Genomic DNA, 24,357 nt, shown 5'->3' with positions numbered 1-24,357 from the left:
GACTATCTCCCGGCCGCGCCTGAAGCGGGGGTGGATGGGGGTGTCGAAATCTGCTGCGGACTGACGGGCATGCCTTCTTTTAATTTCTGGACGTTGGTGAGGATGATTTGCACGCCGGGCTGGAGGCCGGAGGTGATGACCCAGTCCTGACCATGCTGCGGGCCGAGCGTGACGTTGACGACATGCACCTTGTTGTCGGGGCCGACGGTGTAGATCTGCTCGATGCCCTGGAGCTCCTGCACGGCAGATTGCGGCACGAGCAACGCGTTGCGAATGACCTGAGTCTGCGCACTGACGCGAGCGAACTGGCCGGGGCGGAGGATGTTTCCGGGGTTGGGAAAGGATGCGGCGATGCGGATGGCACCGGTCTGCTGATTCATCTGGCGGTCGACAAAGATGATGCGGCCGGTGTGCGGGAAGACGGTGCCGTTGGAGAGCGTAAGTGTGAGCGGGAGATTCGAAGAGGCGCGCAGGAGATCGGCGTTGCTCTGGCTGGAACGCTTGATGAGTGAGAGGTACTCATCGTCGGAGATGGAGAAGTAGACCTTGATGGGGTCGAGCTGCGAGACGGAGGTGAGGACGGATTGCGGGCTGACGAGATTGCCGACCTGCGTGGTGGCTTGACCGGCGACTCCGGTAATAAGCGAACGTACCTGCGTGAATCCGAGGTTGAGTTTTGTACTGGCGATGGCGGCTTGTGCGGTGGCGACGGAGGCCTGTGCAGACCGGACAGTGGCCTGGGCCTGCGCCGCTTGCTGCTGTTCGTTGTCGAGCTGGCTCTGCGCGATGGCGTGTTCGGCCGCGAGCGGTGTGTCGCGTTTGACATTAATTTCTGCGAGTAGAAGCTGCGCCTGCGCCTGGCCAACGGAGCCCTGGGCCTGACCGAGTTGACCCTGGGCTTGCTGAAGCGCGGCCTCAAAGGGACGAGGATCGATTTCGAAAAGGACCTGGCCTTTTTGTACGACGGAGCCTTCGCGGTAGTCCTGCTTGATGAGATAGCCGGAGACCTGAGGCTGAATGTTGGCGTTGACGAAGCCGTCGAGTGTGCCGACCCAAGAGTTGGTGATGGGTACGTCGGATTGCTGCGCAGTGGTGACCTGCACGGGCATTGGGCCCATGCCGCCAGCGGCTGCTGCGGACTGCGGGTGATCGTTGCAACCCGCGAGGAGTGTGGCGGCGAGCGCGATGGGGGCGATGAAGAAAATATGGGCAAGACGAGTGAGTTGAAACCCGTCCGGTCTTGTACGACTCATCCAGACCTCTCTGGACACGCTCGGCGGCGTGCAAATATCAAGAGCTATAGATTCCACAAAAGAGACGGAGATGCAAAAAAATGCGGACGGCTTCTGTTGAAACATGGTCGTCTGCCTTGGCATCGCGACCCACGCTCCACTCAGCGAGCAAGCACCCGCCGAACTAATGGCGTAGCAACAGGTTAATCGAAAGGCTGGCGGCGAGTGCGGCGATGAGGGCGAAAGGCATTGCGATGAGGCCGGCTTTGAGGAAATCGAGTGCGGTGACGTTGAGGCCTTCGCGCCGGAGAGCGAGCAGCCAGAGGATGGTGGCGAGTGAGCCGGTGACGGAGAGATTGGGCCCGAGGTCGACGGCGATGAGGGTGACGTCGCGGAGAAGACCTTGTGTGTGCGTGAGCGCGAGAGTGTTGGCGGCGATGAGGCCGACGGGAAGGTTGTTGATGATGTTGTTGGCGATGGCAACAGTGAAGCCGACAGCAAGCGCGGCGACGGGTGCGGCGAGATGCTGAGCGGCGAGGAGGGCGTGTTCGGTGAAGGAAAGCGCTCCGATGCTCTCGACGGCGTCAACGAGGATGAAGAGAGCGGCGACGAGCGCGAGAGTGCTCCAACTGATGTGCTTGAGGAGCGGCGCGGGGCTGGTGTGTGTGTGGAGAAGGATGACGACGGTGATGATGAGTGCGGAGAGGAAGGTAGGAAGGCCGAGGTCTTTGCCAAGAGCGGAGGCGATGAGGAGAACGAAGACCATGAGCGCGAGGCCGATGAGGATGAGGCGCCCGGCGGGTGTGAGAGTGGCGTGTTCGTCGGCGGAGGGCTGAAGACTGGATGTGAGCTCGTGGCGGAAGTAGAGGCGGAGGACGATGTAGGTGACGAGGATGGAAAGCAGTGAAGGAAAGAGGAAGGAGATGAGCCAGCGGCTGAGCGGGGGCATGCCGTTGTGGAAGACTACGAGGTTGGCGGGGTTGGAGATGGGGAGAACGAAAGATGCGGCGTTGGCGATCATGGCGCAGGCGAAAAGGAAGGGCAGCGGGTTGATGCGTGCGCGGCGGATGGAGGCGAGGACGGCGGGCGTGAGAACGATGGCGGTGGCGTCGTTGGAGAGGCAGATGGTGACGGCGACGCCGGCGAGGTAAAGGAGCGCGAAGAGGCGGCGGCTGGAGTTGTGTGCGTGGGTGATGGCGACGGAGGCGATCCAGTCGAAGACGCCGTTGGCGCGGGCGAGCTCGGAGAGGAGCATCATGCCGGCGAGGAAAAGATAGACGTCGTTGCCTTTGGCGATGGCGCGGCCGGCGAGTGAGAGGGGGATGAGTCGGGTGAGGACGAGAAGAACGGCGCCAGCGCCTACCCAATAGACCTCCGGGATGTTGCGTGGGCGGAGGAGCATCAGGAAGATGCTGAGCGAGACGATGGCGATGAGCAGGGTGTGCGCGGCGAGCGTCGGCATCCGTGCGGCCTTCCTCCAGGGTTGAACGTATCAGAGGTATAGATGCGGGTTGTTGAGTCGCCCTTTTTGCCAGATTTGTTCGGAGGGCCTGAGAATGGATGCAACTCTTTGCTCCAGATGAGGAGGAGTGATGTGCAAGGTCATAGACGAGCTTAAGAACGGTGGGAACCCAGAGGAGCCGGAGAAGGAGACGCGGTTAAGCCGGCGGTCTTTCCTGACGGGCCTGGGCGCGGCGAGCGTTGCGGTGACGGCGCAGCCGCTGATGGCGGCTGTTCCAGAGACGGCGAAGCAGGAGGGCGAGGATGCCGCGGAGCCGGGGACGGTTCCGTTGACGCTAAAGGTGAATGGCGTGGAGCACCGGCTGAATGTGGAGCCGAGAGTGGCGCTGCTGGATTGCCTGCGCGAGAACATGAATCTGCAGGGGACGAAGAAAGGGTGCGATCACGGGCAGTGCGGCGCGTGTACGGTGCATGTGAACGGGCGACGTGTTCTGAGTTGCATGAGCCTGGCGGTGATGCACGCGAAGGATGAGATCACGACGATTGAAGGACTGGGATCGCCGGAGAAGATGCATCCGATGCAGGCGTCGTTTGTAGAGAACGATGCGTTTCAGTGCGGGTATTGCACGTCAGGTCAGATTATGTCGGCGGTCGCGGTGCTTAAAGAGCAGGTGGGACCGAGTGATGATGATGTGCGGCACGCGATGTATGGGAATATCTGCCGGTGCGGCGCGTATCCGAACATTGTGGCGGCGGTGCAGCAAGTGCGCAGGCTGGGATAGCGAGGCGAACGATGGAACAGTTTTCTTTTGTGAGTGCAACGACTGAGGCCCAGGCTGGTGCGGCCGCGGCGCGGAGCTCGACGGCACAGATTGGCGCGACGGTGCGGTATGTTGCGGGCGGAACGAACCTGGTGGACTTGCTGAAGCTGGATGTGGAGCGGCCTAAGCAGGTGGTGGATATCAATGCGCTGGAGATGAGCGGGATTCAGCCGTCGAATGGCGGGCTGAGGATTGGCGCGCTCGCTCGGAACAGCGATGTGGCGAATGATGCGACGGTGAAGCGCGATTATGCGGTGCTGAGCGAGGCGATTCTTTCGGGCGCGTCGCCACAGATTCGGAATATGGCGTCGACGGCGGGGAACTTGTTGCAGCGGACGCGGTGTCCGTATTTTCGCGATCTCGCGCACAAGTGCAACAAGCGCGAGCCGGGAAGTGGATGCGATGCGATAGATGGGTATAACCGGGGCCTCGCGATCCTGGGCACGAGCGAGCACTGCATTGCAACGAATCCTTCAGACCAGAATGTCGCGCTGACGGCGCTGGAGGCGACGGTGGAGATTCGAGGCGTGAAAGGCGAACGCAAGGTGCCGATTGCGGAGTTCTATAAGCTGCCGGGCAACACGCCGCATATCGAGACGGTGCTGGAGCCGGGGGATTTGATTACGGCAGTGACGCTGCCGGCACCGATGGCGGGCGCGAAGTCGGGGTATCTGAAGCTGCGCGATCGTGCGGCGTATGAGTTCGCGCTGGCATCGGCGGCCGTGGTCCTGGGCGTGAGTGGCGGCAAGGTGACGCACGCGCGTGTGGCGCTGGGCGGAGTGGCCACGATTCCATGGCGGTCGCGCGAAGCGGAGGCGGTGCTGATGGGTAAGCCTGCGACGCGCGAGACTTTTGTGCGAGCGGCGGAGGCGGCGCTGAAGGATGCGAAGCCTAGGTCCGAAAACGGATTCAAGGTTGAACTGGCGAAGCGGTGCATTGTGCATGCACTGACAACGGTAAGCGCGGCTCGATAGCCACGCGCGGCTTACGCCGCCGGATCGCGAAGGAGAATGGCGATGCAGGATAACGACGCGAAGCAGGCAGAGGTGAGGACGGAGTTTCCACCGGTGATAGGAGCGGCGCTGCCGCGCGTCGACGGCCCGGTGAAGACGACCGGGCGCGCGCAGTATGCGACGGACTATAGCTTTCCGGGGATGGTCTACGCCATGCCTGTGTGCGCGACGATCGCGAAGGGGAAGATTCGCTCGATGGACACGTCTGCAGCGGAGAAGATGCCGGGCGTGGTTGCGGTGCTGCATCACGGAAATATCGGGCCGCTGTATCACCCGTCCAGCGGCCATATGAATGAAGATCGGCAGCCGCTTGAGGATGAGCAGGTCTACTACTGGGGACAGTATGTGGCGCTGGCGGTGGCGAAGACGCTGCAGCAGGCGCAGGCCGCGGCGGCAGCGGTGCGCGTGACGTATGACGCGGACAAGCCGAATGTGTCGACGAATCTGGATGATGCGGATGTTCAGACGCGCACGGAGAGCAAGCGCGGCGATGTGCACTCGGGGTTCAGCGGCGCGCCGGTGAAGGTGGACGAGACCTATGCGACTCCGGTGGAGACGCACAACCCGATGGAGGTGCATGCGACGACAGCGGTGTGGGATGGGCAGCGGTTCACGCTGTACGAGACGACGCAGGGCGTTGTCGGCCACCAGCGCACGATGTCACAGGTGCTCGGCGTACCGAAGGAAAACGTTCGAGTCATATCGCGATTTATCGGATCGGGGTTCGGATGTAAGCTGAGCCCATGGCCGCACTCGGCGCTGGCGGGGGCGGCGGCGCGCAAGCTGAACCGGCCGGTGAAGCTCACAGTGACGCGACAGATGATGTTCTGGGATGGAGGACACAGGCCAAGGACGCAGCAGCAGATCCGGTTGGGAGCGACGCCGGATGGGAAGCTAGTTTCGCTGGAGCAGCACTACAGAAATCACACTTCTTTTGTGGGGAACTATCACGAGAATTGCGGTGAAGCGACGCCGTTTATTTACAGCACTCCGAATCTGGAGGTGACGTCGGCGCTGGTGCAGCGGAATGTGGGAACGCCGTGCCCGATGCGCGGGCCGGGAGCTGTGCCGGGGTTGTTTGCGCTGGAGTCCGCGATGGACGAGCTGGCGATCAAGCTGAAGATGGATCCAGTGGAGCTGCGGCTGAAGAACGACACTCTGACGGATGAGAGCAATGGGAAGCCGTTTTCATCGCGACATCTGAAGGAGTGTTTGGAGGTGGGCGCGGAGAAGTTTGGATGGTCGCAGAGGACGCCGGAGGTTGGGTCGATGCGCCGCGGCGATACTGTGCTGGGATGGGGAGTTGCAGCGGCGTCGTGGGGTGCGTGGAGAGGCGGATGCCAGGCGACGGTGACGCTAAAAGATGACGGCACCGCGCGAGTGTCGTGCGCGGCGCAGGATCCGGGCATGGGAACGTACACGATCTTCGCGCAGATTGTGAGCGACAAGACCGGGCTTCCGGTGGACAAGATCGAGGTGCTGCTGGGCGACACCGACTTTGTGCCGGGCGGGACCTCGGGCGGGTCGACGCTGACGGCAACGGTGATGCCGGCGATTGCGGATGCGTCGAATGGCGCGGTGCAGATGGTGCTGGCGATGGCGACGCGTCCGGGCGCGCCGTTTGCAGGGAAGAAGCCGACCGAACTGGTGATGAATGGCGGAAGCGTGCACCTGAAGGCGGATCGCGCGACTGCGGTTCCGTTTCAGGAGGTGCTGCGCGCGGCGAAGGTTGGATATGTGAGTGCGGATGGGAAGTCGGGAGCGCTGGGCTCGGACACGAAGGCGCGTGACTACTCAACGCACTCGTTTGGTGTGCAGTTTGTTGAGGTGGAGTGGCAGCCGAAGATTGCGCAACTGCGTGTAAGCCGCGTGATAACGGTGATGGACGCGGGAAGAATCATCAACCTGAAGACAGGAACGAACCAGATTATGGGCGCGGTGGTGATGGGGATCGGCATGGCGCTGCTGGAAAAGACCGTGTACGACCCGCGGAATGGACATCCGATCAACGACAACTACGCGGACTACCTGGTGGCGACGAACGCAGATGTGCCGAAGCTTGATGTGCACTTCCTCGGTATTCCCGACCCGATGATGGGCGAGTATGGCGCGCGCGGGATTGGTGAGATCGGGCTTGCAGGAGTAGCGCCGGCGATTACAAGCGCGGTGTATCACGCAACGGGCGTACGGGTGCGCGAGCTGCCGGTGAGGATTGAGGACCTGCTGCGATCGACGGTGGTGTAACTACTGGGCTGCGGCACGGGACAGTCCCGGCGCGGGTGTTCGCTGGTCGGCCTGTTGACTGATGCCGTTGTCCGCCATCGCGGGGGCGATTGGGATTCCAAGGAGAACTTTGACGGCAACCTTCTCGGTGCCCATAGTCGCGGGCTCGAAGTACCAGTGCGTAAGGCTTTCAACAAGTCCTTCGTTGAGGCGCTGATCGGGCGATTCCATGACGTGAAAGGCCTCGAGCTTGCCGTCCGCTTTGAGATTCGCCTGGATGACAACGATGCGGCCGAGGTTGGCGGTGACGGCAGCAGGCGGGAGCTGCGGGAGTCGCTGATCTTCAGGGAATGGCGGCGTGAGTGCGACGCCGGGGTGTGCGATGCGGACTTCGCGCGAGGCACTGTACTGGAGGCTCCAGCGCGCGCCGTGGATGCCGAGCTTGGAGACGTCGAGGTAAACGGTGTAGACGGGGCCGTCAGTGAACACACCGAAGTCGCGAACGGCGCCGCCGCTGCCGGCAGCGGAAAGGATCGAGAGCCCATAGGCTCCGTGCGGATTGTTTGGATCAACAGTAGCGTCCGAGGGAGCGGAACGAAGAGCGTTGCCTCCGGAGCCTCCGACGATGGTCATGCCGGAGAAGGGCGCAGAGCCGCTGCCGCCCGCGGGAGACGACCCGTTACCGTTGCCCATACCTGTGCCGGGGCTGTGACCTGAGCCGAGCCCTCCGCCGTTGCCGACGCCCCTGCCGCTTGAAGAGCCCGAACCGGCGATCTCTGAAGTGCCGCCGCCTGAGCCTTTGCCATGGGGCCCGCCTGTTCCTGATCCTGCGGGGGTAACTGCGTTGCCCTTACCTGCTCCTGAGCCTGATGCAGCGGTGCCGGAGCCGGAGACCCCGGCTGTGGTGGAGGTGCCGCCGGTGCTGTGGACTTCGGCGAGGTTGGGATTGGCGAAGACCTCAAAGCGGCCATGAAGTTCGGCGGCGGGAATGTCGTGCTCAGTCATCGTCGACTGAACTTCCATGGAGTTGACGACGAGGAGATTGTGAGTGTCGGTGCCGCCGGCGGGAGTCGCAGTCGATGGCGGGGCTGGGGCGCTCTTCGCGACGGCAGCTGGGGCGGCTGGCTTGACGACAGCTGGTGGAGCGGGTGGCGGCTTAGGCGCGTCGTAGGAACGGCCCTTGGTGGCAAAGGCGGCGAGCTTGGGTGCGTCGGCGAGTTCGGTTGCAGAGGTAAGGGCGACCGTGTCGACGGTGGATGGCTGAATTTTGGGAAGGGCCGGTGTGACTATAGCAGTCAACTTCGGCGCGGAGAGTGACGGCGCGCGCTGTCCGGCGGCCATGCGAACGATGCTTGGAATCGGAAGCGCAGTGGGCAGGCGAGGAGGATGCGGAAGATCGGGCTGCAGAATGGTCTGCACGGAGTTCGTTGCGTCGGGAGTGTTGGAGATGATGTGTTGCGGGCCGGTGTGAAGGAGTGCCATCGAGGATGCGCTGGAAGACGCATTGCGACCGGGCGCGGAGCGTGCTGACGCTGCGCCGTGCGATGATGAGGACGCGGAAGAGGATTGGAGATTGGGAAGAATTGGCCTGCTGGTTTGCGGTTGGTCGAGATCCACACGTTCGTAGGGCTGACGAACGTGGAGCGGGCCGTCAACAATCACGGGGGCAAGGCTCATTAGAAGAATTGTGGCGAGGACGACGAGATGCGCGCTGCCTGAAGCGGGGAGACCGCGCACTGGCAGGCCGGTGGCTTCCGCGAGAGTCGGTGTCGAGACGATCGGGCGTGGGTTTTCTAGTGGCACAGGAGATGTCCGGTTGTGCACGTGCTTGCTGGGGCTCGTGACAGCAGAGGACAGGACATAACCAGCGCAATCTCACCGAAGGTTGTGGCCGAACTCGCTTCTACGACGGCGATGAGCAATTTACGACATTGCACACGACCGCGCAGGTCAGGAGCTTTGCAGATGGGGCAAGTCTAGTCCTGCAAGAGGCAATGTCAACGAAAAAGGTAAGGGTGAAGTACAGGGTGGAACGCCGGTAAATAGAATCGTATTCAGACCAAAGCGCTGATGCAGATAACTGCAAGTAAGTAAGAGGTAACTTACTGAGATAAGCAGCAGAAAATAGACTTGTTGGGTCATAAGGTGCGACTTAGAATCCGGATACGCGGCCAACGCAAACGGGATGGAACGCGGCGGCGATCTCTGTTTGTAGGTGGCGAGGAAGTTATGAGCACCGTGGCAGACTTAGGTGTAACTCCTGAGACCCCGAAAACGGCGGCACCGACAGCACGGGTATGGTGTCCGTTTCATGTAACTCTTGCCGCGACCATTGCGCTGATTACTTTCTTTTTCTGCGGACAGTCAATAGCAGATCCTGACATCTGGTGGCACTTGAAGGATGCGCAGATTCTTGTGCAACAGCACCACTGGGTGCGGGTAGACCAATTTTCGTTCACAGTCGTTGGAACTCCCTGGGTGAACTCGGAGTGGCTGTCAGAGCTGGTGTTTTATGGGCTGTGGCGGCTGGGTGGAGTCGCTGGGCTGTTCTTCGGCTATGTGGTGATGGTCGAGACGCTGATGATGGGGATTCTGTTGCTGGCGTATCGCGCGAGTGACTCGATCAAGGCGTCCGCGTTAGCGACTGTAGGAGCGGTGCTGCTGGCAGTGGTGAATTTTGGGCCGAGGACAATCCTGATGGGATGGGCCTGCCTGCTGGCACTGATGCTCGTACTCTGGAAGCTGATGAGGACTGGTGACGCTCCGTTGTGGACAGTGCCGCTGATCTTTCTGTTGTGGGTGAATCTGCATGGGTCATGGCTGGTTGGGCTATTGGTGTTTGGGATTGTCGTGGGCAGCGGGTTTGTCTCCGGGACCTCGGGCAAGGTAGTTGCGGAGCGATGGACGCCATTTCAGCGGCGCAGGCTGCTTATGACGGCAGCGGCGATTGTGCCGGCACTTTTTGTAAATCCTTATGGATATAAGGGAGTGTTTTATCCGTTCGATCTTGCTTTTCGGCAGAAGCTGAATGTGGAGCATGTGGTGGAGTGGGCTTCTGTCAATTTTCATGAGCCAAGGGGAAAGATTGTATGCGGGCTGCTGCTCGCGTTGTTCCTGCTCGCATTGGCTGGGAGGCGTCAGTGGAAGCTGGCTGAGCTGGGACTGGTGGTTTTCGGGGTCTATATGTCGCTGACCTATGTGCGTTTCCTGTTTCCGGCGGCTATCTTGATTGCTCCAATCCTGGCGCGGCAGATGGAATTTATCCCGGCTTACAACAGGAGCATTGATAAGTCATGGGTGAACGCGCTGTTCTCGGCCGCCGTCTTGATTGTGATTGTTTGTCGCTGGCCAGCAACGAGGAAGATCAATGAAGATTTAGCGAAGAAGATGCCGCTGGGTGGTGTGCGGTACCTGCAGACGCACGTAATGCCGAACGAGCGGATTTTCAATCACTACATGTACGGCGGATGGATGATCTGGAGTCAGCCGTCGATCCCGACGCTTGTAGACAGCCGCACGGATATTTTCGAGTACAAAGGCGTGCTGGCGGACTACCTGAATGCAATCGGTCTAAAGGATTCGATGGCGATTGTAGATAAATATCACGCGAAGTATATTTTCTTCCCGTCGAAGGATGATCCGTTCACCTATTTGATCCGACACACAACGGGGTGGCACGTTATTTACGACGACGGAGTGAGTTGCGTGTTTGAGAGGAACCAGGCCGGCAGTTAGGAAGTAACTGGTTCGAGCTGCAGAAGGTCTCCTACCTCAGTGTTCGACCCGGCGATGGTTCCGGGAGGAAGCTCGAGCGCGCTGGAAGCTTTCCAGTTAATTGATGTCATCCTAAAAGGACGTAGGTTGCCGTAGGCAGAGAGTACCCGATGCTCTCTGTCCAGGAGAAGAACGTCGATGCTGAAGCGCATCCAAAACGTGTGAACTCCGTTGGATGGCCGGATAAGGAGCCCATGTCCGGGGGCAAGGGAGCTACGTCCCATGAGGCCCACGAAACGGGTCAGCGACGTATCGGCAACGCCAACCCGGTTTCCCAGCACGGAGTGCCGGACCGGATTGGAAATGCGCAGGTACTCCGCGTGCCGTGGACCCATAGTGCGAGTAGCTAAACCTTACGCTTGCGTCGTTGGATAAGAACGAGAAGCACCACGACAAATAGAACTCCTGCAACAACGCGAATAATTGTTGGTGTATCCATGCTTTCTCCCTTTCAAGGTAGATAAGACATCTGATTGTGCGTTTAGAAAAGATTCTGAATGTTGTGAATGATACTTATAAATGCTGGGGCCAATAACACAATGAACATACTTGGAAAGATAAAAAATACAAGGGGAAATACCATTTTTATGGTCGTCTTTGCGGCGAGCTCTTCTGCTTTCTGACGACGCTCGATGCGGAGCGAGTCAGAAAATACCGCAAGTGCCTTTGAAATCGGAGTACCAAACTTGTCTGTCTGAACGAGCATGCTGACGAAGGCGGAGACAATCTCAAGTTTTGTGCGCTCAGCCATATGCCTCCAGGCTTCGATACGCGGGGTTCCGGCGCGTTGTTCGAGGCTGATGAGGTTGAACTCGTCGCTGAGGTCGGGGTGTGTGCCGGCGAGTTCCGACCCGACACGCAGAAGAGCCTGATCCAACCCAAGGCCGGCCTCCATGCAGATAGCAAGGAGGTCGAGGGCATCCGGGAGGCCAAGGCGAACGCGTTCGCGGCGCTTGCGGACCAATCGTGACACGAACAGGTCCGGCACATAGAACGCGAAGATCGTGCCAACGATGAACCAGAAGATGAGGTTGTCACGGATCAGGACGCTGATGAGGACCGCGGTGATCGCAGTAAGCAGTAGTCGAGTCGCATAGAAGATTTCGACGTGATAGGGCTGGCGGTACCCGGCCAGCATGAGCTGGCGCGCAGCGCTCGCGCTGTTGTTTATGCCAATTGTCCGGCGGAAGCGCTCGGTTACTGAACCGACTTCGGTGAGGATGGCCGCCGGCCGAAAGGACTGGGTAGCGGCGACCGGTTTGAACCCCTGCACGGCTTCGAGCACGCGGGCTTCGGCCGAGGCGCGACGTTCGAAGATCAAAATGACCAGGGTCGTACCAAGGAAGATAGTGAGACCGGCGGCGATGAGGATATAGACCATGGCTACACCTTGATGCGGACGATGCTGCGAATGACGATAATTCCAAAGACCATGAACACGCCGCCGGCAACCAGCAGGTGACGGCCGACCGGCTCGTTGAGCAGGGGAGCTGTGTAATTGGGGTTGAGCGCATTGAGTGCGAAGAACATGACGATCGGGAGCACGCAGAGGATCCAACCGGTCAGGCGTCCTTGCGCGGTATAGATACGAATCTCGCCTTGCAGGCGGATTCGCTCGCGCAGCAGCGCTGTCGTCTTGTCGAGGACCTCAACGAGATTGCCGCCTGTCTCGCGCTGTATGAGCATTGCGGCGACGAGGAATTGCACGTCGGGAACGGGTACGCGGTCCGCGAGATTCAACAGAGCGTCACGAAGCGGGAGACCAAGATTTTGCTCTTCGGAGACGCGGCGGAACTCTTTGCCGACCGGGTCGGCGATCTCCTGGCCGACGAGATCAAGTGCGGCTGTGAGGGAATGGCCGGCCTGGAGCGCGCGCGAGACCAGGTCCATTGCATCAGGGAGCAGTGAAGCGAATTTTTTGAACTGGCGCCTGCGTCGAGCGAGGACATACGCATAGGGCGCGACGAATGAGATGAAGACGAGGAGTGGAATGACGAGCGGATTAACGGAGAGGATCTCGCAAGTCCAGTAAACGACTAGAAGCGCCGTGAGCGAACCGAGCAAGAGGCGGCCCACCGACCAATTCAGGTCAGCTTCGACGAGGAGCTTCTGAAGCCGCGATGCGGGCGTGAGTTTGCCGAACAGTCGATTGAGCCACGGGATCGTGCTGTAGGAATCACGGCGAAGAATATCGACACGCTGTGAGATGTTCGCAGGACCGCGACCGGCGGCGGCTTCGAGTCGCGAATGGGCGAGTTTTTCCGCACGCGTTGGCTGAGTGAACACCACTACCACGGTGAAGACAGCCGCGAGAATGAAGACGAAGAGAAGAAGGAGAGACATGGCCGTTTCAGCTATACGTCGACGACGTGGTTGTAGATATCCATGGGAACTCCGATTCCGGAGGCCTGAAGTTTTTCGAGGAACTTGGGGACAATGCCGGTGGCCTGGAAGCGTCCGATCACTTTGTTGTTGGGGCCGAGGCCGCGCTTTTCAAAGCGGAAAATGTCCTGGAGGCTGACGACATCCTGAGACATTCCGGTGATCTCGCTGAAATGAGTGATGCGGCGAGTGCCGTCACTCATGCGCGAGATCTGGATGATGATCGCGACAGCGGACGCGATTTGCTGACGGATTGCCTTCTCGGGCAGGTTAAGATTCGCCATCATCGCCATGGTCTCCATACGAGCGATGGCGTCGCGCGGGCTGTTGGCGTGAATGGTTGTGAGGGATCCATCGTGGCCGGTGTTCATGGCCTGCAGCATGTCCAGCGCCTCTTCGCCGCGAACCTCACCAACGATGATGCGATCGGGGCGCATGCGAAGAGAGTTGACGACGAGTTCGCGCTGGCGGACACCACCACGGCCTTCGAGGTTGGCGGGGCGGCACTCGAGGCGAACAACGTGGTGCTGCCTGAGCTGGAGTTCGGCCGAGTCTTCGATGGTGACGATGCGCTCAGTGTCGGGGATGAAGCTGGAGAGCACATTCAGCAGGGTGGTCTTTCCGGCACCGGTACCGCCGGAGATCACGATGTTCAGGCGAGCTTTGATGGCTCCCTGAAGAAGCTGCAGCATCTCGGGTGTGATGGTCACGTTCCGAAGCAGATCTGAGGATTCGAGCGGCGTGGTGCCAAAGCGGCGGATGGAGAGGATGGGACCGTCGACCGCGAGCGGCGGGATGATAACGTTCACGCGGGAACCGTCGGCCAGGCGTGCGTCCACCATTGGCGACGATTCATCGACACGACGCCCCACGGCGGAGACGATTTTGTCGATGATGTGCATGAGGTGCACCTGGTCCTTGAAGGTGACACCGGTCTTCTCGAGCACGCCGGAACGCTCAACGTACACGGCGTTGTGCGTGTTGACGAGGATGTCGTTGATGGTCGGGTCCTGAAGCAGCGGCTCGAGCGGGCCAAGGCCGAAGACTTCGTCGAGCACCTCGCGGCAGAGGCGGTCTTTCTCGACCATGCTGAGGGGCGTGTCGAGTTGCGTCATCAGGTCCTGAATGACGGCGAGAATCTGCTGACGCGCGCGGAGATCCTGCAGATTGCGCAGCTTTTCCAAGTCGATTTTCGCGAGCATGTCGCGATGCAGCGCGGACTTGATCTCCTGATAAACACGACCGGTGACACCGGACCGTGGCGACTCATTGCCGCGAATTGGTGGTATGCGGCTAAAAGAAGGAAGTACTTCATTCATAGAGCCCATGTTGACCTCCCTGCATGCTGCAGTCCGCGCCTAAAGCTATCCCGAAATTCCGAGAACGTTGAAACGAGAGCGCGCTTGATTGATTCGCTTCTCGGTGTTGTTGTCGGCTGTCGTGTCCAGTGAGCCGTTGAGTCGGAGCGTCCACTTACCGATGCCCTGCATGAAATCGGATCGTGACTTGATGGAGACCGGGATTCCGGTTGAGATCGCTTCCGCAAGCTCCTGGTCAGAGTTGGGAATGATGAGTGAAATTTTTCTGTGCAAGGCCTTCTCGATCGTTTCGATCGACAAGGGAGCTTTCTTTGTCCATCGGTTGAGGACGACCTGCGATTTAGATGTCGGAAAATTCAGACGCAATAGATAGTCGAGATAGCGCGACGTTGCGCGGACAGCAGGCAATTGAGGTGTGGCGATGAGCGAGAACTCGTCGCTCAGCTCAACGATAGCGAGGTTCTGCTCATCGAAGCGCGCGTCGGTATCGACCACCACGTAGTCATACATTCGAAGCAAGAAGCGCAAGGTCTGCTGAACGGCTTCGGGTGTGGTCTTCGGTGTCGCTCCGAGCCCCTCGGGTGAGGCCAGCACTTCGAGACCGCTCTCATGCTTGAGAACGAAGCCCTGGAGCAGTTCGGCATCCATGCGGCTGAGGTTGCAGGCGAGCTCGTAGAAACCGTAGCTGTGGTGTTCAAGGCCAAGGTGCAGTGTCACCTCACCCAATTCCGGCTGGTGATCGACGAGGAGCACCCTCTTGCTGCGCTTGGCGAGGGAATAGGCGAGATGAACAGCCAGCGTCGTCGTGCCAACTCCGCCTTTCACGCCCATGAGCGTGACGAGTTTGCCTTGTACGTCAGAGACGAAGGAGTCGCGCTTCTTGCGTGCGACCTGCGCAAGAGCGTCCTGAACGCGGTCAGCGACGAGCGGCTTTTCGAGGTACTCCGTGCAGCCTGAGCGCATCGCTTCGATGATGGCCTCGGCCTCCATGCGGCTGGACACGGCGAAGATTGACATCGGATAGAGAGAGGTGCGGCGCAGATACTCGACGGTCTCGAGGGCCATCGGACGGTCACGGTCGAAATCAATGATGCAGACCTCGGGGTGAACCTCGCGGAAGGTGCGGAGGAGCGACGCATCCTTTTCGCCGAAGTATTGCCGAAGCGATGCGCCGAGTGTGAAGCCAGGTACGGACGCAACAACGCGACCGAGAACATGGACGGCGGCGTCGTCCAGATGAATCGCCAGGATGGACATCTCCTGGTTGTTATCCGGGTTCGAGTTTCCGAACATATCGCGCACCGTAATTCCTATCTCTGCATTATGGGTGTAGCGGTTCCTGGAACTTGATGAGCCCCCGGGAAATGCTGATCGAAACGATTCGGATCGAGCGCCGGGACGACGGGCTTCGGCAACAGTGGAACCGGGCTGGGTATTCCGAGCGGATCCACGATTGTCGGAGTTACGACGACCAGCAGCTCAGACGTCGTGAGGTTCTTGGAATGCGAGCGAAAGAAGAGGCCCAAAATCGGGATATCCCCGATCCCTGGAATCTTGCTCATCTGGATCGTGGTGTTGGAGTCGAGTAGCCCGGCGATGCCGAAGCTTTGGCCATCTTTCAACTCAACGGAGGTCTCAGCACGGCGCGTAGAAAGAGCGGGGACCGTAAAACCGGAGATCGTGACAGCGTTCCCGTAATCGAGCGAGCTGACCTCGGGAGCGACCTTTAGCCGAATGGAATTATCTGGCTCGATCGTACCAGTAAAGTCGAGCTTGATGCCGTAGGGACGGAACTGGATTGTAACTGCGCCGGCCCCTCCGGCCTGCGTTCCCTGCACGACAGGGTAGGGAAATTCGCCACCGGCGAGAAAGTGTGCAGGTTCTCCGCTGACAGCGAGCAGGTCGGGTTCCGCAAGGATCTGAAGGACATTCTTCGTCTCAAGATCTTCGATCGTCGCGCCAAGATTCAAATCGGGGCGGAAGAGGAAGATGTTGAGCAGGCTGCCGACGGTGAAACTGGAAGTGGTGCCCTGAACTCCAGCGCCTATCGAGCCGTTGACCGTGCCCCCCGCCGTGGGCGCCGAGAACTGCTGGGTCGAAACAGTGCCGATGGTATTGGCTCCGCCCGTGCTGAGGATGTTGATGCCGAAGGTGTTCATCTTTCCACGATCCACTTCGGCAAAGCGGACTTTGAGCATGATCTGTTTGCTATGCGCCGGCGTAAAGACCAGTAGACCGTTGACGACTTCTTTGGTGTAAGTCTGCGCCATTTTGAGCACAGTGTCGGCGACGCCTTGATCCGTGACGGTGCCGGAGAGAACAACTCGGCCTTCTTCAGCGCGAGCCTCGATGGGCTGATTTGGGTAGGTCTGCTGGAGCGCGGCACGTAACCCGGCGATATCGACGTCGGCTGAAACCTCAAGCATGCGCGAACGGCCGTCCTCGTCCCAGAAGACGACGTTGGAGGAGCCCGGCGCCTTTGCGGTGATGACGACCTGCGTCGGTTCGGTTGTAGTGCTGTCGATCACGGCGGGATTACTCACGTAGATTTTGCGAAGCCGCGCCTGCATCGTGACGATGATGGAGCGGCCCACGAGGATGTGAACGGTCTCGGTTTCAGCGGACGTCTGAGGAGCCGCGGCCGGGGTCGCAGTTGATTGAGGAACGCTATCGGTCTGCGATACTGCAACCGACGCAACGCAAAGTGGAACAGCAAGAACCAGAACCCGTCCTGCTCGAATGTGCATATCTAGAGCCTCATCCTGCGACTAGAACTTCGCGACGGTGTGTTTATCCCCTGCAATGGTTTCGACACTATAAAACTCAGCAGGTCGGGGTTGGGGTTTTGGAGCCGCGGCCACGTGCGGTCTGGGTGCAACAGGCGTGACGTCCGCGACCAACTGTGAGGCCAGAACGGGCTTCGGCTCGGGCCTGTTCTGATCCGCGCCGTTTCTCAGAACGAATTGGACTGAGCCTTGCTGAGTTGCGAGTACAAGTTTCTGTGCGTCGCGCGGACTGAGAAGCAGCGTGACCACGTTGACGGTTGCGGGTCTGCCTTTCGGGTCAGGTTCGAGCGTCTGTCCGGCAGTGAGCACTTCAACGTTTTGAAGAATTGTTTGTGTGAGCGGCGCAGATGCGTTGTCAGGACGATAGGTGAGGAGGACATCCACGTGACTGCCGGGGTAGAGGAACCCAGCCACACCGACCACGTCATTGGACCGGATCGAGATGGCGCGCATGCCTTCCGGGATCTTTACCGACAGACCGAGGCCGGATCCGGGTGCGGCCAACTCACTTTCGACCACGGGTTCATTTGCGCTGACGGGATAAATCAGTGAACGACCGAGAACCTGCTCGGGCCGAGAGAATGCGCCGGTGAGGGGCATGGAAGCGGGCCAGTCGACAACCCTGAGGTTTTCGGGAGTGAGTGGCGTTCCGGCCGGGAGCTGATCCACGGCAGCGACGACACGAATTGTCAACGGCGACTTCGCTCGTTCGCTGCGGAGATGTGAATAGAGAAGATACGTCGCGCCTGCCGAGAGCACGAGAGCGATGAGGAGCGCGAGGGAGACTCGACGAATATCCATGACTTCAACCCTTCCAAACGGTCGAGATCAACGTGCCCACGGCGCCCGCAGCAATGGCGAGCCCATAGGGCATGCGCACGGCGTTCGCGCTGGAGAGATTCAGCGCCGGGTTTTGACGCAAACCGCTGGTTGCGTGAAAACGAATCACCGCAGCAATGTTGGAGAAGGTAGCCCGGTATCGCTTGAGAACGATGACATATCCCAATGCAATGAGACCACCGGCGAGGGCGCATACGATGAGTGCCAAACCAGCGTTGCGATAGCCCACCCATGCGCCTACCGCAGCCATGAGCTTGACGTCGCCACCTCCCATCGCGTGAATCACAAACAGCAGGAAAAAAGCCCCGCCGCAAAGAACCATGCCGAGCAGCCCCTCCAGCAGCCCGTGCCAGCCGAGAAAACAGAAACGAACCAAAAGCGCGGCGAGAATTGCCGGGTACGTGACCCGGTTCGGGATACGGGCAGAGATGACATCGAACCAGGCGCCGAGAAGCGCTGCTAGTACCGCTCCGTCGAGCAACCAGATTTGCATTGTGAACCCCTTGCCCATAAGGCCCGCATTTCAGGAAAGCCACGCTGCCGGGCGTGCGGGATTGATCCCGTAATGCCCGGCACCATCGGCTGAATTTGCGTCTTACTGGCCGGTAGCGCTGCTCAACTGGCTGCCGATCGAGCTAAACGCGTTGTTGATGTAATTGGCGACGGTCTTCATGCCAGCGATGGCACCAAGAGCGATGAGGGCGCAGATGAGCGCGTACTCGATTAAATCCTGACCGGATTCGTCCTCATGGAAAACGGAGACGAGATTGCGAAGAGTCATGGTAGTTCTCCTTGGGAAAAATAAGCAGTGCGGCGTATGGCGTATTCAGATGTCGTGTTCTTTGAGAGCTGGCCCGATTGGATCGTTCACAATCGCGCGTCCGCACTGCGCACAAGAGGAAGGGACGTGCCTATAGCTTCAGGAGTGAAGGTTCGTTTCGAGCACTTACTCGGAACGTGCCGCCTGTCGGCCTAATCCCTCTTCCATTTCGGCTATCGTGCCGTTACAAGTATCAGTCGCTACACTAAGTGTCAATGACTTTTAGTAACTTCAGGTGCCGTTACCACTACTTTTGTAAGTAGTGTGATTCCGGAAGTAACTCAAATCACGACGCAGTGGTCGCGCTTCGTGATCTTAGGTTCGTCAGAAGAGAGGATTGCGTTCGTTCGGTTCGACAATTACCTGGCGACGCGAATGGCCACCCAGTGCAATGTTTACTCTTGTGACGACGGAATTAATTCCGAGGAGATAGTGGGGCTTGCCATCCAGGCTCGTGACGAGACGAGCGGTGCCGTGAATGCGCCCGAGTGACCTGCCACCAAGTCTTAGCTCTGCGCTGCCGGCAGTGTAGCGAAGCTCGGCGACTTTCCCGTTGTGGAGTGAGACAGAAAAGACGCCGTCTTGTGCCGCCGCACAGTCGGGACGAATGTTCCAGTAAAGTCCGTCGTCCTCCATTCTCACGCCGGCGAGCCGCCAGGTGTAGTCGCATAGCACCAACGCCGCGGGAGAGTAGCTGGCCGAGCCTGATTGCGTGAACTCGCCCGTCAGAGGATCGATCTGCTGACGAAACGATGGATCGCGCAGGATTGCGTCGCACCACCGCTGCATCATGTGAGCAAACTCAGCCGAGCGGTTGTAGTGATCGAACCATCGTCCGGCGCGCAGCGCAGTGAGCGCCTGCGACGGGCCGCCCCACGAGTTACGCGGAATCGGGCGAACGAAGGTTGGATCGTTGAGCGCGATCGACGGCAGAGGATACGGAGCCCAAAACGCGTGCGGGTCTCCCAGTTGTCGCGACCATAGTGTGTCGAAGGTCTTCTGATCAAGGACGTGTTCGCCGCAGATGCGCGAGAGGATATCGCTCCGGACTTTGACGAAGTTGTTGTGCGCGTCTAGATCGTAGAAGGCAGCGTCCTCGGAAACGTAGAGCTTCTCCAGGATGAGTTTGCGAAGGCTTTCGGCGCGATCGAGCCACTGATCGGATTCCGAGGACTTACCCAGAGCACGAGCCATTGCGGCGAGTGCGACGCGGCCGCCGTAGACCGTCGCCGAGAGATCCGGGCAAAGGCGCGGTAACGTGGGGTTCGGAGGACATTGACGCGCATCTTTGTCGGGGCACTGATTGGCGCAGCCTGCCCAGCGGGGACTGTTGTCCATGCCAGTGTCGTAGGTGCAGAAACCTTCGATGAGTCCAGTACCGCGCGTGTTGCGATAGCGCATCAGCCATGCATCCCAGCGCGAGCAGGCGTAGTAGGCAGTCTGGAGCAACTCGGAGTCGCCGGTGGCATCTGCGAGCTCCCACGCGGTGGCAGCGATGGGCACGACCATCTGGATCTGACCGAAACCGGTCTCTGAACGCTTATTGTTCGCCGGAAGCTGGCCGTCATCGTGCTGCAGAACGAAGAAGGTCATGTGCGTGTTGCGGGCCACGTCAGGACGAAAGAGCGAGTAGACGAGCGATTCGTGTGGTCCACATTCCTGCCAGATTCCAGCGTACTCGGCGCCTTCGATGAGCACAGGACCGTTGAAGCGTGGAAGCACCTGAACATTCGCCGCGAGGACCTGGAGCGCGCGATCATAAGCGTGCTGCCACGTCATGTTCGAGGTCGAGAAGCGCGGGGCAGTTGCGGTGCCGGCGCTGGGTTGTGCAAGGAGCGCAAGCGGGCGCATCGCAGGCGCGAGTGTGCTGAGTGCGGCTGCCTTCAGGATGTCGCGGCGTTGCATATGGGGCTCGGTGCTGGTGCAGTCGATGCCGGTTCGGCGGAGTGCAGAAGCGTGGCGGCCCAGGAGGACACTGCGGCAGCAAACGCATCCGGTTCGGCCGGCGAGGCGCCTTCGAGCGCAGCGAGCTGTACTGCGAAGTTTCCGATGGTGGAGCTTTCGGGAGCTCCGCGGCGAACGGGAAGGCCGGTTCGTTCTGCCGTAAGACGACAGAGAAGATCATTGCGGCACCCGCCACCGACAACGACGATTTCAGTGAGCTGCACGCCCGTGTACCGGCGAAGCTCTTCGAGCGCGCGAGCGTAGGCCGCGGCGAGGCTATGGAAGATGAGCGCGGCCATCCGCGCAGCGCCAGCAGGGCTCTCATCCAGCGTGGCGTGACCCTGCGCGCGGAGCTGAGCGTTGATGCGCGAGGGCATGTTGCCGACGAGGCCGAGTTCGGGATCGCCAACATCAAGGAGAGCGGGAGGTTCGGACTCGACGGACGCGCGGCGGACCAGGTCTTCCACCGTGAAGGATGTACCGGCGGCCTCCCACGCGTCCATGCACTGCTTGAGGAGCCACATGCCGTTGACGGCTTTGTGAAAGCAGATGCGGTTGCCGATCGCGCCGAGATTGGTGAAGTCGTCGGCAAGCGCCGAGGGCGAATTGCAGGGCGCTGACAGCAGCGCTCCGATGAGTGACCACGTGCCGGAGCTGATGTAGGCCCACTGCTTGGCATGCGCGGGAATGCCGGCGATAGCGGAAGCGGTGTCGTGGCAGGCAGGTGCGATGAGTTCGGTATCGCGCAGCGCGGCTAACTCGGCGAGTGGGCGACGGAGTTTGCCGAGGCGCGTGCCTGGCTGCGTGATCGTTGCCGCGCGCTGAAGATCAAGGCCCGCGGCGGCGAAGATTTCTGCACTCCAGTTGCGCGTCGCGAGGTCGATCATGCCGGTGTGCGTCGCGTTGGTGTATTCGGCGAACGGCGCGGCGCCCCAGCGCGTGAGCATGTACTCGGGCAGATTGAGCCAGCGTGTGCCGGGCGGGAGATTGGCGGCGTCATCCGCGTAGAGCTGATACAGAGTGTTAAGTCGCGCAAGCTGAATGCCGGTGATCTCCTGCAGGCGTTGCGGCGAAATCTTTGTGTGGAGCTGTTGCTGCGCGGCGATGGTGCGCTCGTCCCGGTAACAGAACGCCGCATCCAATGCGGTGTTGTCGGGCCCCACACGCACGTAGTCGACAGCCCAGCCGTCGACCGCAACGGAGCGGATGCCTTCAGGAGCAAGCTCTGCGCAGCGGCGAAGACCGTCGTCGATGCCATCTTCGATCGCGCGCATCGGCCAGTGAAGGCCGCCGCTTTCGACCGGGCCGTTGGCGAAACGATGAACGAGTGTGATCTCCGGCGCGTCATCGCGCCAGCGGAGAAGAGAGACACGGCAGCTCTCGGCGCCGAGGTCGACCGCGATCAGCGCGCGTTTGTCCTTCGGTGCTAGAAAGGCTGCCTGCTGGCTCACCGGAGATACGCCTCCACCAGACCCCCATCAACCGGAATCAGGTGCCCGGTGGTGCAGCGCGCCTGCGGTCCGGCGAGAAACATAATGGCTTCGGCGCAGTCTTTCGGATCGATCGGCTGGTGTGTAAGCGTGCGCGTGGCGTAGAAACGCGCCAGCACGTTGCGCAGATCGTCATCGGAGCCCGACTCGTCGAAGGGAAGGTTGTACTTCTTCAGCGAGGCGATGACGCGATCGCGCGGGAACATCGTCGAGCCCTTTACAACCGTCGCGGGACTGATTCCGTTCACACGGGTCTTCGGCGACATGCTCACGGCGAGCTCGCGCACGAGATGACTCAGCGCTGCCTTGCTGACGTCATAGGCCTCGCTGCCGCGCTTGGCGACGACCGCATTCGCCGAGCTGGTCAGAACGATGCTCGTTTCGAGTCCCTGCGCATCGAGGATCGACTTGAGCTCGTCGGTGAGCAGATAGTTTGCAGTGACGTTCACCTCAAGCGTAAGAGCCCACTGCGCATCGGTGATGATGCCGTCCGCCGAAGAGGGGAAGAGCGCAGCGGTGTTGATCAGGATATCGATGCCGCCGTACCGCAGGATGGTCGCATCGAGGGCAGACCGAATTGCAGCGCGGTCGCGGATGTCGATCGAGGTGAAGTCCGCGACCTCGCGTCCGTACTTCGATTGAACTTCCTTGGCCACGGCTTCGGCGCCCTTGGTATCGCGATCGGCGACCATGACGTGCGCACCGCGCTCGGCTGCAAGCAGCGCGACCTCGCGGCCGATACCACTGCCGCCCCCGACGATAAGCGCAATCTGACGGGAGAGCTGCTTCTCAGCAGGCTGGCGGCGAATCTTGGCCTCTTCGAGTTGCCAGTACTCGATGCGGAACGCCTCACTGGGTGGCAGCGCGACGTAGTTCTCGTGCACCGTGAAGCGGTCCGACGGAATGCGCGTTGAAGCCTGCGGGACTGCAGGGCACGGCTTGTTGTCACCGAGAGCGCCCGCACCTTGCATCACGCCGATCGCGTTCGTGTAGAACTCGCCGGTGATGCGCGACTCGGCCTTGTTCTTGCCGAAGGAGAACATGCCGACGCCCGGGATCAGAACGACGGTGGGGTTGGCATCGCGCTGCTTGGGCGAGTTCGGCTCTGCGTGTTTCGTGTAGTAATCGGCGTACTCGGCACGATAGGTCTGGAGCGCCGAATCGAAGAGCGCCGGCAGCTGCGCGGGGTCATCGGCAGGATTCCAGCGGACGAAGAGCGGACGAATCTTGGTGCGGATGAAGTGATCGGGGCAGCTTGTACCAAGGTGTGCGAGTTGCTCGGCTTGCGTCGAGTTCGCGAACTCAAGCACCTGCGGCGAATCAGTGTAGGTGCCAATGAAACGCTGGTTGTGAGAGACCGCGCCGCGCAAGCGAGGCATGATCTTCGCCGCAATCTTCTTGCGGTCCTCGCGAGTCGGAACACGCTCTCCGCCGAAGCGTTTGTAGCCGGGCCGAGCGGCATGACGCTCGATAAACTGGCCGATCTGATCGATGATCGTGATCGTGTTGACGTAGCAGTCGCGCTGCGTGTCACCCCACGTGAAGAGCCCGTGGCCACCAAGAATAACGCCATCACAGCCGGGTGTTTCCTGCACAATCTGTCGAAGCATCATGCCGAGTTCGAAGCCCGGGCGCTGCCACGGCAGCCACGCGAGCTTGTGCCCGAACTCGGCGTTAAACTCATCCATACGCTGCTTGCCGTTCCCTGATGCCGCGAGCGCGATTGCCCAGTCAGGGTGTAGGTGATCGACGTGCGGGAAGGGAAGGAAGCCGTGCAGGGGCGTGTCGATGGATGCCGCCGTCGGATTGTTGCCGAAGGTCACGATCGGATAGAGCTCGACCATGGCGTCCTCTTCGTCAACGCCGCGATACTGCTTCTCGAGCGCGAGCAGCTTGTCCAGATACAGCGTCGCGAAGCCGGAGCGCTTGATGCTGCCGAGATCGCCGCCGCTACCCTTGACCCACAGCACCAGCTTCTTCTGGCCGTCGACCGGATCGACTGTCTCGAGCTTCGAGCTCGTGTTCCCGCCGCCGAAGTTCGTTAGTCGGAGGTCAGAGCCGAGCAGATTCGAGCGGTAGCGGAGGAGTTCAGGGGCGTCGAGCGTCTTCGCGTACGACTCGTCCCACTTGTCTTCGAGAAACTTCAGCTTGGCTGTCGCAGTGGCTTGGGGCATAGGGCGCTCTCAGAAGGAAAATGCCCGACCATTGTCACACATTGAAAGGCAATAGAGCAACAGTTTCGTATTTGAATT

General features: G+C 60.3%; 19 protein-coding genes. 5 read left to right on the top strand and 14 right to left on the bottom strand.

Annotated features, from left to right (window positions below; translation table 11 throughout):
* Window positions 1-2: 2 nt before the first annotated feature.
* Window positions 3-1,253, bottom strand: coding sequence for an efflux RND transporter periplasmic adaptor subunit (locus VGU25_07305; GenBank protein HEV2577001.1), 1,251 nt, complete (start codon window positions 1,251-1,253; stop codon window positions 3-5).
* 163 nt (window positions 1,254-1,416) lie between these two features.
* Window positions 1,417-2,694 (bottom strand): SLC13 family permease, encoded by a 1,278-nt coding sequence (locus VGU25_07300; protein HEV2577000.1) that lies wholly within the window; start codon window positions 2,692-2,694, stop codon window positions 1,417-1,419.
* A gap of 130 nt (window positions 2,695-2,824) precedes the next feature.
* On the opposite strand from VGU25_07300, the gene VGU25_07295 reads away from it, so the two are divergent.
* From VGU25_07295 to VGU25_07285, 3 genes are read left to right on the top strand one after another with little or no spacing between them, the layout of a single operon-like run.
* Window positions 2,825-3,475, top strand: coding sequence for a 2Fe-2S iron-sulfur cluster-binding protein (locus VGU25_07295; GenBank protein ID HEV2576999.1), 651 nt, complete (start codon window positions 2,825-2,827; stop codon window positions 3,473-3,475).
* A gap of 11 nt (window positions 3,476-3,486) precedes the next feature.
* On the top strand, window positions 3,487-4,488 hold the full coding sequence (locus VGU25_07290) for a xanthine dehydrogenase family protein subunit M (protein ID HEV2576998.1): 1,002 nt from the start codon (window positions 3,487-3,489) through the stop codon (window positions 4,486-4,488).
* Between the two features lie 42 nt (window positions 4,489-4,530).
* The gene (locus tag VGU25_07285; protein ID HEV2576997.1) at window positions 4,531-6,771 is read left to right on the top strand and encodes a xanthine dehydrogenase family protein molybdopterin-binding subunit; all 2,241 of its coding nucleotides are present in this window, start codon (window positions 4,531-4,533) and stop codon (window positions 6,769-6,771) included.
* Here the strand turns inward: VGU25_07285 and VGU25_07280 are convergent, their stop codons facing one another.
* The gene (locus VGU25_07280) at window positions 6,772-8,553 is read right to left on the bottom strand and encodes a hypothetical protein (protein ID HEV2576996.1); all 1,782 of its coding nucleotides are present in this window, start codon (window positions 8,551-8,553) and stop codon (window positions 6,772-6,774) included. It lies immediately after the preceding gene.
* Window positions 8,554-8,979: 426 nt separating this feature from the next.
* On the opposite strand from VGU25_07280, the gene VGU25_07275 reads away from it, so the two are divergent.
* Together VGU25_07275 and VGU25_07270 are read left to right on the top strand one after the other, a co-directional pair.
* Complete coding sequence (locus VGU25_07275) at window positions 8,980-10,485, top strand: hypothetical protein (protein HEV2576995.1); 1,506 nt, start codon at window positions 8,980-8,982, stop codon at window positions 10,483-10,485.
* A gap of 149 nt (window positions 10,486-10,634) precedes the next feature.
* A complete protein-coding gene (locus VGU25_07270; protein ID HEV2576994.1) occupies window positions 10,635-10,874 on the top strand; it encodes a hypothetical protein in 240 nt (79 codons plus the stop codon).
* A gap of 131 nt (window positions 10,875-11,005) precedes the next feature.
* Here the strand turns inward: VGU25_07270 and VGU25_07265 are convergent, their stop codons facing one another.
* The 11 genes from VGU25_07265 to VGU25_07215 all read right to left on the bottom strand — a co-directional run bounded on the left by VGU25_07265 (window position 11,006) and on the right by VGU25_07215 (window position 24,279).
* Window positions 11,006-11,809 (bottom strand): type II secretion system F family protein, encoded by an 804-nt coding sequence (locus tag VGU25_07265; GenBank protein HEV2576993.1) that lies wholly within the window; start codon window positions 11,807-11,809, stop codon window positions 11,006-11,008.
* A gap of 98 nt (window positions 11,810-11,907) precedes the next feature.
* Entirely contained in the window at window positions 11,908-12,867 is a 960-nt protein-coding gene (locus VGU25_07260; protein HEV2576992.1) for a type II secretion system F family protein, read from the bottom strand.
* Window positions 12,868-12,878: 11 nt separating this feature from the next.
* Window positions 12,879-14,234 carry a CpaF family protein gene (locus VGU25_07255; protein ID HEV2576991.1) on the bottom strand — a complete coding sequence of 452 codons (1,356 nt, stop codon included), beginning with the start codon at window positions 14,232-14,234 and terminating at the stop codon, window positions 12,879-12,881.
* A 36-nt stretch (window positions 14,235-14,270) separates the two neighbouring features.
* Window positions 14,271-15,518, bottom strand: coding sequence for an AAA family ATPase (locus tag VGU25_07250; GenBank protein HEV2576990.1), 1,248 nt, complete (start codon window positions 15,516-15,518; stop codon window positions 14,271-14,273).
* 17 nt (window positions 15,519-15,535) lie between these two features.
* Window positions 15,536-16,972 (bottom strand): type II and III secretion system protein family protein, encoded by a 1,437-nt coding sequence (locus VGU25_07245; protein ID HEV2576989.1) that lies wholly within the window; start codon window positions 16,970-16,972, stop codon window positions 15,536-15,538.
* 21 nt (window positions 16,973-16,993) lie between these two features.
* Window positions 16,994-17,812, bottom strand: coding sequence for a Flp pilus assembly protein CpaB (gene cpaB / locus VGU25_07240; GenBank protein ID HEV2576988.1), 819 nt, complete (start codon window positions 17,810-17,812; stop codon window positions 16,994-16,996).
* A gap of 4 nt (window positions 17,813-17,816) precedes the next feature.
* Entirely contained in the window at window positions 17,817-18,362 is a 546-nt protein-coding gene (locus VGU25_07235) for an A24 family peptidase (GenBank protein ID HEV2576987.1), read from the bottom strand.
* Between the two features lie 84 nt (window positions 18,363-18,446).
* Window positions 18,447-18,632: a Flp family type IVb pilin gene (locus VGU25_07230; protein HEV2576986.1), complete on the bottom strand. Its 186-nt coding sequence runs from the start codon at window positions 18,630-18,632 to the stop codon at window positions 18,447-18,449.
* 363 nt (window positions 18,633-18,995) lie between these two features.
* On the bottom strand, window positions 18,996-20,576 hold the full coding sequence (locus VGU25_07225; protein HEV2576985.1) for an alpha-L-rhamnosidase: 1,581 nt from the start codon (window positions 20,574-20,576) through the stop codon (window positions 18,996-18,998).
* Entirely contained in the window at window positions 20,555-22,066 is a 1,512-nt protein-coding gene (locus VGU25_07220; GenBank protein ID HEV2576984.1) for an FGGY-family carbohydrate kinase, read from the bottom strand. The genes VGU25_07225 and VGU25_07220 overlap by 22 nt, the downstream gene beginning before the upstream one ends.
* Window positions 22,063-24,279 carry a bifunctional rhamnulose-1-phosphate aldolase/short-chain dehydrogenase gene (locus VGU25_07215; GenBank protein HEV2576983.1) on the bottom strand — a complete coding sequence of 739 codons (2,217 nt, stop codon included), beginning with the start codon at window positions 24,277-24,279 and terminating at the stop codon, window positions 22,063-22,065. Before VGU25_07215 ends, VGU25_07220 begins: the two co-directional genes overlap by 4 nt.
* Between the last annotated feature and the right edge of the window lie 78 nt (window positions 24,280-24,357).

The sequence above is a fragment of the Acidobacteriaceae bacterium genome, from assembly GCA_035944135.1.
In the GTDB taxonomy this organism is placed as follows: domain Bacteria; phylum Acidobacteriota; class Terriglobia; order Terriglobales; family Acidobacteriaceae; genus Granulicella.
The sequence above is the reverse complement of the archived record's forward strand: the minus strand, read 5'-3'. Positions and strand labels throughout refer to the sequence as shown.

What these genes read in the sequence shown, in the direction of transcription:
- VGU25_07305 (HEV2577001.1), bottom strand. Translation starts at nt 1,253, where the DNA reads ATGAGTCGTACAAGACCGGACGGGTTTCAACTCACTCGTCTTGCCCAT.
- cpaB (HEV2576988.1), bottom strand. Translation starts at nt 17,812, where the DNA reads ATGGATATTCGTCGAGTCTCCCTCGCGCTCCTCATCGCTCTCGTGCTC.
- VGU25_07290 (HEV2576998.1), top strand. Translation starts at nt 3,487, where the DNA reads ATGGAACAGTTTTCTTTTGTGAGTGCAACGACTGAGGCCCAGGCTGGT.
- VGU25_07270 (HEV2576994.1), top strand. Translation starts at nt 10,635, where the DNA reads ATGCTCTCTGTCCAGGAGAAGAACGTCGATGCTGAAGCGCATCCAAAA.
- VGU25_07230 (HEV2576986.1), bottom strand. Translation starts at nt 18,632, where the DNA reads ATGACTCTTCGCAATCTCGTCTCCGTTTTCCATGAGGACGAATCCGGT.
- VGU25_07285 (HEV2576997.1), top strand. Translation starts at nt 4,531, where the DNA reads ATGCAGGATAACGACGCGAAGCAGGCAGAGGTGAGGACGGAGTTTCCA.
- VGU25_07250 (HEV2576990.1), bottom strand. Translation starts at nt 15,518, where the DNA reads ATGTTCGGAAACTCGAACCCGGATAACAACCAGGAGATGTCCATCCTG.
- VGU25_07295 (HEV2576999.1), top strand. Translation starts at nt 2,825, where the DNA reads ATGTGCAAGGTCATAGACGAGCTTAAGAACGGTGGGAACCCAGAGGAG.
- VGU25_07255 (HEV2576991.1), bottom strand. Translation starts at nt 14,234, where the DNA reads ATGGGCTCTATGAATGAAGTACTTCCTTCTTTTAGCCGCATACCACCA.
- VGU25_07235 (HEV2576987.1), bottom strand. Translation starts at nt 18,362, where the DNA reads ATGGGCAAGGGGTTCACAATGCAAATCTGGTTGCTCGACGGAGCGGTA.
- VGU25_07245 (HEV2576989.1), bottom strand. Translation starts at nt 16,972, where the DNA reads ATGCACATTCGAGCAGGACGGGTTCTGGTTCTTGCTGTTCCACTTTGC.
- VGU25_07215 (HEV2576983.1), bottom strand. Translation starts at nt 24,279, where the DNA reads ATGCCCCAAGCCACTGCGACAGCCAAGCTGAAGTTTCTCGAAGACAAG.
- VGU25_07225 (HEV2576985.1), bottom strand. Translation starts at nt 20,576, where the DNA reads ATGCAACGCCGCGACATCCTGAAGGCAGCCGCACTCAGCACACTCGCG.
- VGU25_07260 (HEV2576992.1), bottom strand. Translation starts at nt 12,867, where the DNA reads ATGTCTCTCCTTCTTCTCTTCGTCTTCATTCTCGCGGCTGTCTTCACC.
- VGU25_07300 (HEV2577000.1), bottom strand. Translation starts at nt 2,694, where the DNA reads ATGCCGACGCTCGCCGCGCACACCCTGCTCATCGCCATCGTCTCGCTC.
- VGU25_07275 (HEV2576995.1), top strand. Translation starts at nt 8,980, where the DNA reads ATGAGCACCGTGGCAGACTTAGGTGTAACTCCTGAGACCCCGAAAACG.